The organism is Kluyvera ascorbata ATCC 33433, from assembly GCF_000735365.1.
GTDB classification, from domain to species: domain Bacteria; phylum Pseudomonadota; class Gammaproteobacteria; order Enterobacterales; family Enterobacteriaceae; genus Kluyvera; species Kluyvera ascorbata.
In genome coordinates this window covers 1-12384 of the sequence record NZ_JMPL01000121.1, presented here as the reverse complement: position 1 = coordinate 12384, position 12384 = coordinate 1, and the positions used below count along the sequence as shown (strand labels likewise).

12 protein-coding genes are annotated in these 12384 nt (G+C 57.3%); 8 read left to right on the top strand and 4 right to left on the bottom strand.

The window, feature by feature from the left end; translation table 11 throughout:
* Positions 1-97 precede the first annotated feature (97 nt).
* Together GKAS_RS19835 and GKAS_RS19830 are read right to left on the bottom strand one after the other, a co-directional pair.
* On the bottom strand, positions 98-988 hold the full coding sequence (locus GKAS_RS19835; RefSeq protein WP_035896730.1) for a dihydrodipicolinate synthase family protein: 891 nt from the start codon (positions 986-988) through the stop codon (positions 98-100).
* A gap of 122 nt (positions 989-1110) precedes the next feature.
* A complete protein-coding gene (locus tag GKAS_RS19830; protein WP_035896732.1) occupies positions 1111-1998 on the bottom strand; it encodes a MurR/RpiR family transcriptional regulator in 888 nt (295 codons plus the stop codon).
* Between the two features lie 321 nt (positions 1999-2319).
* On the opposite strand from GKAS_RS19830, the gene GKAS_RS19825 reads away from it, so the two are divergent.
* Genes GKAS_RS19825 through nanQ form a run of 4 tightly spaced genes read left to right on the top strand, consistent with a single transcriptional unit; the run spans position 2320 to position 5888 of the window.
* Positions 2320-3810, top strand: coding sequence for an MFS transporter (locus GKAS_RS19825; RefSeq protein ID WP_035896729.1), 1491 nt, complete (start codon positions 2320-2322; stop codon positions 3808-3810).
* A 52-nt stretch (positions 3811-3862) separates the two neighbouring features.
* Positions 3863-4552, top strand: coding sequence for an N-acetylmannosamine-6-phosphate 2-epimerase (locus GKAS_RS19820; RefSeq protein ID WP_035896727.1), 690 nt, complete (start codon positions 3863-3865; stop codon positions 4550-4552).
* Positions 4549-5424: an N-acetylmannosamine kinase gene (gene nanK, locus GKAS_RS19815; RefSeq protein ID WP_035896725.1), complete on the top strand. Its 876-nt coding sequence runs from the start codon at positions 4549-4551 to the stop codon at positions 5422-5424. Before GKAS_RS19820 ends, nanK begins: the two co-directional genes overlap by 4 nt.
* Positions 5421-5888 carry an N-acetylneuraminate anomerase gene (gene nanQ / locus GKAS_RS19810; protein ID WP_035896724.1) on the top strand — a complete coding sequence of 156 codons (468 nt, stop codon included), beginning with the start codon at positions 5421-5423 and terminating at the stop codon, positions 5886-5888. Before nanK ends, nanQ begins: the two co-directional genes overlap by 4 nt.
* Positions 5889-5978: 90 nt before the next feature.
* Here nanQ and GKAS_RS19805 read toward each other — a convergent pair whose 3' ends face one another.
* Together GKAS_RS19805 and hpaR are read right to left on the bottom strand one after the other, a co-directional pair.
* The gene (locus GKAS_RS19805) at positions 5979-7247 is read right to left on the bottom strand and encodes an MFS transporter (RefSeq protein ID WP_035896722.1); all 1269 of its coding nucleotides are present in this window, start codon (positions 7245-7247) and stop codon (positions 5979-5981) included.
* Positions 7248-7647: 400 nt separating this feature from the next.
* Positions 7648-8061, bottom strand: a complete 414-nt coding sequence (hpaR, locus tag GKAS_RS19800) for a homoprotocatechuate degradation operon regulator HpaR (RefSeq protein ID WP_035896721.1) — start codon at positions 8059-8061, stop codon at positions 7648-7650.
* Between the two features lie 264 nt (positions 8062-8325).
* On the opposite strand from hpaR, the gene hpaG reads away from it, so the two are divergent.
* Genes hpaG through GKAS_RS19780 form a run of 4 tightly spaced genes read left to right on the top strand, consistent with a single transcriptional unit; the run spans position 8326 to position 12309 of the window.
* Positions 8326-9603 (top strand): 4-hydroxyphenylacetate degradation bifunctional isomerase/decarboxylase, encoded by a 1278-nt coding sequence (gene hpaG, locus GKAS_RS19795; protein ID WP_035896720.1) that lies wholly within the window; start codon positions 8326-8328, stop codon positions 9601-9603.
* Positions 9600-11066, top strand: a complete 1467-nt coding sequence (gene hpaE, locus GKAS_RS19790; protein ID WP_035896718.1) for a 5-carboxymethyl-2-hydroxymuconate semialdehyde dehydrogenase — start codon at positions 9600-9602, stop codon at positions 11064-11066. The genes hpaG and hpaE overlap by 4 nt, the downstream gene beginning before the upstream one ends.
* A 1-nt stretch (position 11067) precedes the next feature.
* On the top strand, positions 11068-11919 hold the full coding sequence (gene hpaD, locus GKAS_RS19785; protein WP_035896717.1) for a 3,4-dihydroxyphenylacetate 2,3-dioxygenase: 852 nt from the start codon (positions 11068-11070) through the stop codon (positions 11917-11919).
* 9 nt (positions 11920-11928) lie between these two features.
* Positions 11929-12309, top strand: coding sequence for a 5-carboxymethyl-2-hydroxymuconate Delta-isomerase (locus GKAS_RS19780; RefSeq protein ID WP_035896716.1), 381 nt, complete (start codon positions 11929-11931; stop codon positions 12307-12309).
* The last annotated feature ends 75 nt before the right edge of the window (positions 12310-12384 follow it).

The window sequence follows — 12384 nt, the reverse complement described above, 5'->3', positions numbered from 1 at the left end:
CTGAATGTGCGGGCGGATGCTGCGGTACTCAAATCGTTCTCCCTCTCCCTTCGAGGGAGGAGGGCCGGGTGAGTGCGCGCGCGCCGAACCCTCACATTTAGATAAACTCAGCGGCGCGAAACTTCGCCAGCGCATCCTGCTTTTGCTCTGCCGTCATCGGGCGCAGCGGACGACGCGGGTCGCCAACGTCAATGCCGTGCAGCTGCATCGCCAGCTTCCCAGCCGCCACGCCGCCGTACTGCACCAGCACGCGAATAATGGCGATCACTTTATCTATGCAGGCTGCAACGTCCTGATGATTGCCCTGATTGAAGCTGTCGATCAGGCGATGATACAGCGGTGCCGCATAGTTATAGGTGCTGCCGACCGCGCCGACCGCGCCGCAGGCCAGACCCGCGGGTAAAAACTCATCCACACCGAACGGAATATCAAACTGGCCGTTATTGACCCGCAGGCAGCGCTGGAATTCGTACATGTCGCTGGAGTTAAACTTCATCCCGGATAGATTCGGGATTTTATCCGCTGCGGCAATCAGGAACTGTTCCATGTCCAGGCTCAGCCCGGACATCCCCGAGTGATAGTAATAGAAACCTTTCGACGGTGCGGCAGCGGCGTTGAGTCGGCAGTATTCCACCAGGTCGTCCACGCTTGCGGGCTTGAAGAAGCAAGGACCAATGACCGAGGTGGCGAAAATATCTAACGTCTCCGCATGACGGCTTAGCTCCAGCGAGTCGGCGATGCTCAGTGCGCCGGTATGCAGCGTAATGCTGAGCTTACCGTGGCTTGCCGCAGCCCAGCGCTCGGCAACCTTTTTACGCTCGGCAACGGAGCAGTGGATGCCTTCGCCGGTGGTGCCAAGAACGTACACGCCCTTGACGCCCTGGCCAATGAGATGCTCGGCAATCTGGTCAATGACCGGGTAGTTCACTTCACCATGGGCATCAAAAGGGGTATGCGGTGCGGCGATAAGACCTGTTAGCTTTTCCATGTAAACCTCAATTGGTGTTTTTCTTCTTAATTAAAAGTTAAATGAAGAATAACTCCAATTTGCGATTAAATGATACCCATGGCGAAAAGCGAGAGTATCAGAGTGTGATCGATAGCACTAAATCAGGCCTGGCGAGGCACCGTCAGCGCATCCATGGTCCGCAGCTTATTGGCCTTTGCGCGTTCCGGATCTTTTTGCACCAGCAGGGTGTAGATCAGATCCAGCACGAACAGCTGCGCGGTTTTGGTGCCGATAGAGTCGCCCTGCAGCCGCCCTTGTCGATTACCGTTAATCAGCGTGAAATCAGCCACTTTACTCAGCGGAGAACCGAGGTTGTGGGTCAGCGCAACGGTAGTGGCACCGGCATCTTTGGCCAGCTGCAGCGCGTGGGTGGTTTCCGGCGAGTGGCCCGAATGACTGATGCCGACGGCGACGTCGCCCGGTTTCAGTAACGAGGCCTGCATATACATGAAGTGGTTGTTGGTCAGCGCATCCACGCGCATGCCAATACGCATCAGCTTGTGCTTCATATCTTCAGCGGTGATACCGGAGGCGCCCACGCCGAAAATATAGGTGCTATTGCAGGTATACAGGGCATCAACGACCTGCTCGACCTGCTGCATATCGAGTAGATTTAGCGTCTCGGAAAGTACGTTGGCAATCACCCCTTGCAGCTTCAGGCCGATGGTATGGGCATCATCATTTTCCACTACCTCGGCATCCAGCAGGGTACTGCTGTCGTCGCTGTCGACCATCGCCAGTTCAATGGCGAGCTCCATTTTGAAGTTCTGAAAGCCCTTGTAGCCGAGCAGCCGACAAAAGCGGATCACCGAGGCTTCACCGGCGTTGATCTCCTGCGAGAGATCGGCGATGGAAAGCTGCGTCACCTTGTGAGGGGAAGTCATGATGTAGTGGGCAATACGTTGTCCGACGCGGGTCAGACTGCTCTGCATGGCCCCCAGAGTATCAAGTATTTTTCCGGCTTTGACCGGTGAATTCGGACTCTCCATTGCTTCCTGCTCTTCACGCTGACTGTGGGCATTCATGATGGGGCAGCGCCTGTTGTCAGGCAAGGAAATCGGCGTAAAAAGCGCGTAATCGCCGCCATTTTACCCGCTCCGTTGGCGAATATTGGGAATGTTGTGACCCAGATCGACTTTTCCTCCTCATCTACGCTTACCCCTATGACGTTGTTCACACATTTCATTATGCTCACTTGTGGTGCTTTGCTTCTTGTAAATAAATTAAATGGAGTTTTACTTCATTTGAGTGCGGCGCACTCTTTTTCCTGGCACTTAGGTCGTGAAATTTGCTCATCACAGGAGCGCAACATGAGTGGAATTACAAAGGCCATTCCATGGTACAAACACCTTAATAAATCCCAGTGGCGGGCTTTCTCTGCCGCATGGCTTGGCTATTTGCTTGATGGTTTTGATTTTGTCTTAATTGCCCTGGTATTGACGGAAGTACAAAGCGAGTTTCAGCTCACCACCGTTCAGGCGGCGAGCATTATTTCTGCGGCGTTTATCTCTCGCTGGTTTGGCGGCCTGCTGCTGGGCGCGATGGGCGACCGCTATGGCCGTCGTCTCTCAATGGTCACCAGCATTATTCTCTTCTCGGTCGGCACGCTGGCTTGCGGCCTCGCACCGGGATACGCCTCGATGTTTATTGCCCGTATGGTTATCGGTATGGGGATGGCGGGGGAATATGGCTCCAGCGCCACCTATGTGATTGAAAGCTGGCCAAAGCATTTACGTAATAAGGCCAGCGGCTTCCTGATTTCTGGCTTTTCCGTCGGCGCGGTGGTGGCGGCGCAGGCTTACAGTCTGATCGTGCCGCTCTGGGGTTGGCGCGCGCTGTTCTTCATTGGCATTCTGCCAATTATCTTCGCGCTGTGGCTGCGGAAAAATATCCCCGAAACCGACGACTGGAAGGCGCGTCAGGCGAGTAAAACCCCGGTGCGCACCATGGTCGATATCCTCTATCGCGGTCGGCTTCGCGTGCTGAATATCGTGATGAGCGGTATGGCTATCGCGGCGCTGTGGTTCTGCTTCGCGGGTAATTTGCACAACCCGGCGATCGTTATGCTGTTAGCGCTGGTATGTACCGTCATCTTTGTCAGCTTTATGGTGCAAAGCAGCGGCAAGCGCTGGCCGACGGGCGTGATGCTGATGGTGGTGGTGCTGTTTGCCTTCCTCTATTCCTGGCCTATTCAGGCGCTGTTACCAACCTATCTGAAAAGCGAACTGGGCTACAACCCGGCGACCGTGGCGCAGGTGCTGTTCTTTAGCGGCTTTGGCGCAGCGGTGGGCTGTATCGTTGGCGGCTTCCTTGGCGACTGGCTTGGTACCCGCAAAGCCTACGTATACAGCCTGCTGGCTTCCCAGGTTTTGATTATTCCCGTTTTTGCTATTGGCGGCTCCAGCATCTGGGGGCTCGGTGTCTTGCTGTTCTTCCAGCAGATGCTGGGACAGGGGATTGCCGGGATTTTGCCAAAGCTGATTGGCGGTTATTTCGATACCGACCAGCGTGCGGCGGGGCTGGGTTTTACCTACAACGTTGGTGCGCTCGGCGGCGCAGCGGCACCGGTCATCGGTGCGCTGGTGGCGCAGCACCTGAGCCTTGGCTCCGCGCTTTGCTCGCTCTCCTTTGGTTTGACCTTCGTGGTGATCCTGCTCATTGGTCTGGATATGCCGTCCCGCGTTCAGCGCTGGCTGCGCCCGGAAGCGCTGCGCACGCATGATGCTATCGACGGTAAGCCGTTCAGCGGCGCAGTGACGCGCCAGAGTGAAAAATCCGTTCCGGTTTGCGGTAAGCATTAATTCAAGGCGCCCGGACGCGCCGGGCGATCATATTGAAGTTAAGGATGTACTTATGTCGTTGTTAGAGAAGATGGATGCAGCAATTAAACAGCACGGTGGGCTTATCGTTTCCTGTCAGCCGGTGCCCGGCAGCCCGTTAGATAAACCCGATATCGTCGCGGCAATGGCGCTAGCGGCGGTACAGGCGGGGGCCGTGGCGGTGCGTATCGAAGGGATTGAAAACCTGAAGGCCACGCGCCCGCTGATTGCGGTGCCGATTATCGGGATTGTGAAGCGCGACCTCGACGATTCCCCGGTACGCATCACGCCGTATCTCGAAGACGTCGATGCACTCGCGCAGGCCGGTGCCGATATTATTGCTTTCGACGGCACCGAACGCGTCCGCCCGGTTGCCGTGGCGGAAACCATCGCCCGGATCCACCACCATCAGCGCGTGGCGATGGCCGACTGCTCCTCGCAGCAGGATGCGGCGTTCTGTCATCAACTGGGGGCGGATATTATCGGTACCACGCTCTCTGGCTATACCTGCGACGTGGTGCCAAAGGAGCCGGATCTACCGCTGGTTGCCGCGCTCAGCGCGAAGGGTTATCGGGTGATTGCCGAAGGGCGGTTTAACGCTCCGGCGCAGGCGGCGCAGGCAATGGCGCGCGGCGCCTGGGCGGTGACCGTGGGGTCGGCGATTACTCGTCTTGAGCACATTTGCCAGTGGTATCGCGACGCGATAATCGAGGGCGCAGTATGAACACGCTGGCGATTGATATTGGCGGGACCAAACTCGCCGCAGCGCTTATCAACGCACAGCGGCAGATAGTCGAACGTCAGACGCTACCGACACCAGCTAGCCAGACACCGGGCGCGCTGCGTGAGGCGCTTCAGTCATTGATTGCTCCGCTCGTGGGGCGATCCGAGCGTGTCGCCGTCGCCTCAACCGGTATTATTCGCCACGGCGTACTGACGGCGCTTAACCCGGATAACCTCGGCGGGCTGGCGCAGTTTCCTTTGGTAGCGACGCTGGAACAGCTCAGCGGGCTGCCGTGTCTGGCAATCAATGACGCGCAGGCGGCGGCATGGGCGGAGTATTGCGCGCTGCCGGGCGAGGTTCGCGACATGGCGTTTATTACCGTCTCCACCGGCGTGGGAGGCGGTATTGTCAGCAATGGCAAGCTGCTTTCGGGTCGTCAGGGGCTGGCGGGGCATATCGGCCACACGCTGGCAGACCCGCACGGACCGATGTGCGGCTGCGGGCGCAGAGGCTGCGTAGAGGCGGTGGCATCGGGCCGGGCGATTGCCGCTCAGGCCGTAGATGATTTACAGGGGCTGGATGCCAAAGCCCTCTACGCGCATTATCAGCAGGGCCATCCGCAGGCGATAAGACTGATTGAACGTTCGGCCCACGCCGTGGCGCGGCTGATTGCCGATCTTAAGGCCAGCAACGACTGTGAATGCGTGGTGCTTGGCGGCAGCGTCGGTCTGGCCGACGGTTATCTGTCGTTGGTTTGCGCCCGGCTGGCGCAGGAACCGGCGGCGTTTCACACCCCTGTTTTCGCAGCTCATTACCAGCACGATGCTGGTTTACGCGGCGCGGCGCTGTGGGCAGAGGAGTTTCCATTATGATTATTGGCGATAGCCGTAACCCCGAAAAGGCGGGGTTATCTCCCACGCTGCTGGCGGCGCTGAAGCTTGCATTAGAGGCGAATCCTCAAGGGTGCGAACCGGGCTGCCACGTTTTACAAGGTGATGATATCTTTATGAATGTGATGCAGTTTATGACGCAGCCTGCGCAAGCTAAGCGAGCCGAACTGCACGCGGAATATATTGATGTGCAGATCCTGTTGGCGGGAGAAGAACGCATTGATTTTGGGCTTGTCGACAGCGCCCGGCAGTGCGATGAATGGCACCGTGAAGAGGATTACCAGCTGTGTGATGAGATTGCGGCGATGCAGTCTGTCACGTTGCAGGCCGGGATGTTTGCGGTGTTTTTCCCCGGCGAGCCGCATAAGCCGGGCGTTCAGGGGACGGCTCCCGCAGAGATAAAGAAAGCGGTGGTGAAAGTGCATCGAAAGCTGCTTGAGCGGTAGGCTTTCGAGCCACCTCAGGGCCGGCTGGCACCTCGACCGGGCTACAGGAGAAGTAGCCCGGCCAAGCGAAGCGCCGCTGGGGGGAGCCGGTCAGCTTGCCGGGTTCACTTCCAGCTCAGGCTCTGGCGAACGCAGCAGCGTCCACAGAATAATCGCCCCAATCACGTCAAACGCCGCCAGTACCGCAAACAGCGGGCTGAAGCCTAAGGTGTCGGCCAGTGCGCCAACCACTAAGGCGAACAGCGTGCTCGCGGTCCATGCTGCCATGCCGGTAAAACCGTTGGCGGTGGCCACTTCGCCCGGGTCGAACATATCGGAAGAGAGCGTAATCAGCGCGCCAGACAGCGACTGGTGGGCAAAGCCGCCGACGCACAGCAGGGCGATCGCGACAAACGGGCTGCTGAACAGGCCAACCATACCCGGTAGGATCATCAGCGCCGCGCCCATGGTGACGACCAGTTTGCGGGATACCACGATATTCACGCCAAAGACGCGCTGGAAAATCCCCGGCAGATAGCCGCCAATGATGCAGCCCATATCGGCGAACAGCATCGGGATCCACGCGAACATGGCGATATCTTTCAGGTTAAAACCGTAGGTGTGCACCATAAACAGCGGGATCCACGCGTTAAACGTCCCCCATGCCGGTTCAGCCAGGAAGCGCGGCAGGGCGATACCCCAGAATTTACGCTGACGCAGCAGCTGGCCGATGTGCACCTTATCCACCACCTTACGCTCCGGCTGTCCGCTGGTGATGTAGTCGAATTCGTCTTTGCTCAGGCTTTTGCACTGCCCAGGGCGGTTATAAACCAGATACCAACCCAGCGCCCAGACCATGCTGGCGATACCGACGATGATAAACGCCAGACGCCAGCTATGAATGAAGATGGCCCATGCAACCAGCGGCGGCGCAATAATCGCCCCCATGGAAGAACCAACGTTGAAATAGCCGACGGCGACGGAGCGCTCGTTATCCGGGAACCATTCGGTGACGGATTTCAGACCGGCGGGGATCATCGCACTCTCGGCAAAACCGCCCAGGCCGCGGAACAGCGCCAGACCCTGCCAGCTATTGGTGAAGGCTGCGCCAATGCAGAAAATGCCCCACATGGCACCAAACAAGGTGTAGCCGACTTTGGTGCCAAGGGTATCCAGCACATAGCCCGCGATAGGCTGTGCGATGGTGTAACAAGCGGAGAAGGTTGCCACAATCCAGGAGTACTGCTGGGTAGTAACGTGAAGATCGCTCTGCAGCGTTGGCGCTGCGGCAGAAATAGTATTGCGGGTTAAGTAACACAGAATCGTGCCAAGCGTGACAAGAGCCACCATAAACCAGCGCGTATGACCAGTGGTGCGCATAAAACTTTCCTTTACTTCTTAGAATGTGAAACGGCCTGTGTTGGGTGGACAGGCACAGTTTTGGTCATACAGAGAGAAGATAATTTGCCGGGCCAGAAAGAGGCTGGAGCAACGTACTGCGGTCCATTTATGAGATTTTGTGAATCCGTGTCACACTTTTTCCGAATGCTAAACCCACGTTTCAAAATTTTTTGTGATCTAATTCAAAATAATTAAGATGGCATACCACCTAAGTGTATCAAGGTAAGTAATAGCGTAATGAGGCGTGAAGAGAGCGTGGTACTGCCTGATTTACATCAATAAACAGGCAGGTTTCGGAAATTATTTTTGCAGCGGTAGGCCGGGTAAGCGAAGCGCCATTCTGACGACCGCGCACAGATTGCCGGAGGGGGCGTGCGGATTATTTGCTCAGGGAGATGAATTCGTGCAGCAGGGCGGTGAGCTGCTTCATTTTTTCTGGCGTGAACTGCTTTTCAATTTGTTGATAGGCCTCTTCCACTTTCGCCTGCGCGCGCTCGTAAAGCGCATACCCTTCTTTGGTTAGCGAAACGTACAGCTTGCGCTGATCGTTAACCGGCTTCAAGCGCAGCACCAAACCATCGCGCTCCATGCGCGTGAGGATCCCGGTCAGGCTGGGGCGCAAAATACAGGTGGCGGCGGCCAGGTCGTGGAAATCCATCGACGGGTTATCGACCAGCACGCGGACAATGCGCCACTGCTGCTCCGTCAGATTGTGCTGCTTTACGATCGGCCGAAAATAGGTCATTGCCACTTCCCGCGCCTGCATCAGGGCGATGGTTAAAGAATCGTGCATTCTGCCTCTCCAGCTTTCTCATCATTAACATATGAACAATAAAGCAATGTTGCTTTTATCAACAGGTAATTTTTACCTAAAATCAGCTGTTAACGCAATGTTGTTTTTATAACTTATTGATAAATAATAACTACATTTATTGTGTGTGAAATTATTGTTAATCAAGTCACAAAAAAATGACATGCGTTTGCTAAATGAGCGGCGGAAGCATAAAACACATCATTAACATATTAATGAACTGTTCGCTGTCCTGAGGAGCTGTAAATGAAAGGTACCGTTTTCGCCGTGGCGCTCAACCACCGCAGCCAGCTTGATGCCTGGCGCGACGCATTCGAGCAGGCCCCCTATAAGGCACCGCCTAAAACCGCCGTCTGGTTTATCAAACCGCACAATACCGTCACCGAAGGCGGTCAGCCGATCCCGTTCCCGCATGGTGAGACGGTATTAAGCGGCGCGACGGTAGCGCTGGTGGTGGGCAAAACGGCCCGTAAAGTCCGCGTAGAGGAAGCCGCCGACTATATCGCCGGTTACGCGCTGGCAAATGAAGTCAGCCTGCCGGAAGAGAGCTTCTACCGCCCGGCGATTAAAGCCAAATGCCGCGACGGTTTCTGTCCGCTGGGCGACGTGGTGAGCGTGGATAACGTCGACAACCTGACCATCATCACCGAAATTAACGGTCGTCACGCCGACCAGTGGAACACCGCCGACCTCAAGCGCAGCGCCGCCGAGCTGCTGAGCGCCCTGAGCGATTTCGCTACCCTGAACCCAGGCGATGCCATTCTGATTGGTACCCCGCACAACCGCGTCGCACTGCGCCCAGGTGACCAGGTGCGCGTGCTGGCGGAAGGCTTCCCGCCGCTGGAAAACCCGGTGGTTGCCGAAGCGGATGCCCGTCCGGTGTCGCGTCCGCACGACCACGGCACCCTGTTCGCGCTGGGGCTGAACTACGCCGACCACGCCAGCGAGCTGGACTTTAAGCCGCCGGAAGAGCCGCTGGTGTTTATCAAAGCGCCTAACACTTTCAACGGCGACAACCAAACTTCGGTACGCCCGGACAACGTCGAGTACATGCACTACGAGTCTGAGCTGGTGGTGGTGATTGGCAAAACCGCACGCAAGGTGAGCGAAGCCGATGCCATGGACTACGTCGCGGGCTATACGGTCTGCAACGACTACGCTATCCGCGACTATCTGGAAAACTACTATCGCCCGAACCTGCGGGTAAAAAGCCGCGACGGACTGACGCCGATTTCCCCTAACGTCGTGCCTAAAGCGGCGATTCCCGACCCGCATAACTTAACCCTGCGCACCTACGTTAACGGCGAGCTGCGTCAGGAAGGCACCACGGCGGATCTGATCTTCAGCGTGCCGTTCCTCGTCTCTTACCTCAGTGAATTTATGACCCTGCAACCGGGCGACATGATCGCCACCGGCACGCCGAAAGGGCTATCCGACGTGGTGCCGGGCGATGAAGTGGTAGTGGAAGTGGAGGGCGTGGGTCGCCTGGTGAACCGGATTGTCAGCGAGGAGTCTGCAAAATGAAAAAAATTAACCATTGGATCAACGGCAAAAACGTCGCCAGCCAGGACTATTTCCACACCACTAACCCGGCCACCGGTGACGTGCTGGCGGAAGTCGCTTCCGGCGGCGAGGCGGAAGTGAACCAGGCCGTGGCGGCCGCGAAAGAGGCTTTCCCGAAGTGGGCCAACCTGCCGATGAAAGAGCGTGCGCGCCTGATGCGTCGTCTGGGCGACCTGATTGACCAGAACGTGCCGGAAATCGCGGCGATGGAAACCGCTGACACCGGCCTGCCGATTCACCAGACCAAAAACGTGCTGATCCCACGCGCCTCACACAACTTTGAGTTCTTCGCCGAAGTGTGCCAGCAGATGAACGGCAAAACCTACCCGGTCGACGACAAGATGCTCAACTACACCCTCGTACAGCCGGTGGGCGTGTGCGCGCTGGTGTCGCCGTGGAACGTGCCGTTTATGACGGCGACCTGGAAGGTGGCACCGTGCCTGGCGCTGGGCAACACCGCGGTGCTGAAGATGTCCGAACTGTCGCCGCTGACCGCCGACCGCTTGGGCGAGCTGGCGCTGGAAGCTGGCATTCCGGCGGGCGTGCTGAACGTGGTGCAGGGCTACGGTGCTAGCGCCGGTGATGCGCTGGTGCGTCATCACGATGTGCGCGCCGTCTCCTTTACCGGCGGAACCGCCACCGGGCGCAATATCATGAAAAACGCCGGGCTGAAGAAATATTCGATGGAGCTGGGCGGTAAATCACCGGTGCTGATTTTTGAAGATGCCGACATTGAACGCGCCCTGGACGCCGCACTGTTCACTATCTTCTCCATCAACGGTGAACGCTGCACCGCCGGTTCGCGCATCTTTATCCAGCAGAGCATCTACCCGGAGTTCGTTAAACGCTTTGCCGAACGCGCAAACCGTCTGCGCGTGGGCGACCCGAACGACCCGAATACCCAGGTCGGCGCGCTGATTAGCCAACAGCACTGGGAAAAAGTTTCCGGCTATATCCGCCTCGGCATCGAAGAGGGCGCGACCCTGCTGGCCGGTGGCCCGGAAAAACCGACCGACCTGCCTGCGCATCTTAAAAACGGCAACTTCCTGCGTCCAACGGTGCTGGCGGATGTCGATAACCGCATGCGCGTAGCCCAGGAAGAGATTTTTGGCCCGGTTGCCTGTCTGCTGCCGTTCAAAGACGAAGCGGAAGGGCTGCGTCTGGCGAACGATATTGAATACGGTCTGGCCTCTTATATCTGGACCCAGGACGTCAGCAAAGTACTGCGTCTGGCGCGCGGTATCGAAGCCGGGATGGTATTCGTCAACACCCAAAACGTGCGCGACCTGCGCCAGCCGTTCGGCGGCGTGAAGGCCTCCGGCACGGGTCGTGAAGGCGGAGAGTACAGCTTCGAGGTGTTTGCGGAAATGAAAAACGTCTGCATCTCAATGGGCGATCATCCAATCCCGAAATGGGGAGTCTGATATGGGTAAGTTAGCGTTAGCAGCAAAAATCACGCACGTGCCGTCGATGTACCTCTCTGAAATTCCGGGGAAAAACTTCGGCTGCCGTCAGTCAGCCATTGATGGTCACAAAGAGATTGGCAAGCGCTGCCGCGAGATGGGCGTCGACACCATTATCGTGTTCGATACCCACTGGCTGGTCAACAGCGCCTACCACATCAACTGCGCGGAGAGCTTTAAGGGTATCTATACCAGCAACGAGCTGCCGCATTTTATCCGCGACATGACTTACGACTATGACGGCAACCCGGAACTGGGTCAGTTGATTGCCGACGAAGCCGTCGCGCTGGGCGTGCGCGCTAAAGCGCACAACATTCCAAGCCTGAAGCTGGAGTACGGCACGCTGGTGCCGATGCGCTATATGAACGCCGACAAGCACTTCAAAGTGGTGTCTATCTCGGCGTTCTGCACCGTGCACGACTTTGCCGATAGTCGCAGGCTGGGTGAAGCCATTTTGAAGGCCATCGAGAAATACGACGGAACGGTGGCAGTGTTTGCCAGCGGCTCGCTGTCGCACCGCTTTATCGATGATCAGCGTGCGGAAGAGGGGATGAACAGCTACACCCGCGAGTTCGACCACCAGATGGACGAGCGTGTGGTCAAGCTGTGGCGCGAAGGCAAGTTCAAAGAGTTCTGCACCATGCTGCCGGAGTACGCCGACTACTGCTACGGCGAAGGCAATATGCACGACACCGTGATGCTGCTGGGGATGCTGGGCTGGGATAAGTACGACGGCAAGGTGGAGTTTATCACCGACCTGTTTGCCAGCTCAGGAACCGGGCAGGTGAACGCCGTATTCCCGCTGCCTGCGTGAGGAACGACCATGCCGCACTTTATTGCTGAATGCACGACCAACATCCGCGAACAGGCTGATTTACCGGGCCTGTTCAGCAAGGTGAACGAGGCGCTGGCCGCCACCGGGATTTTCCCGATCGGCGGTATCCGCAGCCGCGCCCACTGGCTGGATACCTGGCAGATGGCTGACGGGAAGCACGATTACGCGTTTGTGCACATGACGCTGAAAATTGGCACCGGTCGCAGTCTGGAAAGCCGTCAGGAGGTGGGGGAGATGCTGTTTGGGTTGATTAAAGCCCACTTCGCCGCGCTGATGGACAGCCGCTATCTGGCGCTGTCGTTTGAGATAGACGAACTGCACCCAACGCTCAATTACAAACAGAACAACGTGCACGCGTTATTTAAATAAAACATTGGCACGGTCAGTCCCCTCGCCCCTTTGGGGAGAGGGTTAGGGTGAGGGGGAGATCTCTGCGGCCTGATG

Coding starts and splice junctions, on each gene's coding strand:
- GKAS_RS19835 (WP_035896730.1), bottom strand. CDS start 988: ATGGAAAAGCTAACAGGTCTTATCGCCGCACCGCATACCCCTTTTGAT.
- GKAS_RS19830 (WP_035896732.1), bottom strand. CDS start 1,998: ATGGAGAGTCCGAATTCACCGGTCAAAGCCGGAAAAATACTTGATACT.
- GKAS_RS19825 (WP_035896729.1), top strand. CDS start 2,320: ATGAGTGGAATTACAAAGGCCATTCCATGGTACAAACACCTTAATAAA.
- GKAS_RS19820 (WP_035896727.1), top strand. CDS start 3,863: ATGTCGTTGTTAGAGAAGATGGATGCAGCAATTAAACAGCACGGTGGG.
- nanK (WP_035896725.1), top strand. CDS start 4,549: ATGAACACGCTGGCGATTGATATTGGCGGGACCAAACTCGCCGCAGCG.
- nanQ (WP_035896724.1), top strand. CDS start 5,421: ATGATTATTGGCGATAGCCGTAACCCCGAAAAGGCGGGGTTATCTCCC.
- GKAS_RS19805 (WP_035896722.1), bottom strand. CDS start 7,247: ATGCGCACCACTGGTCATACGCGCTGGTTTATGGTGGCTCTTGTCACG.
- hpaR (WP_035896721.1), bottom strand. CDS start 8,061: ATGCACGATTCTTTAACCATCGCCCTGATGCAGGCGCGGGAAGTGGCA.
- hpaG (WP_035896720.1), top strand. CDS start 8,326: ATGAAAGGTACCGTTTTCGCCGTGGCGCTCAACCACCGCAGCCAGCTT.
- hpaE (WP_035896718.1), top strand. CDS start 9,600: ATGAAAAAAATTAACCATTGGATCAACGGCAAAAACGTCGCCAGCCAG.
- hpaD (WP_035896717.1), top strand. CDS start 11,068: ATGGGTAAGTTAGCGTTAGCAGCAAAAATCACGCACGTGCCGTCGATG.
- GKAS_RS19780 (WP_035896716.1), top strand. CDS start 11,929: ATGCCGCACTTTATTGCTGAATGCACGACCAACATCCGCGAACAGGCT.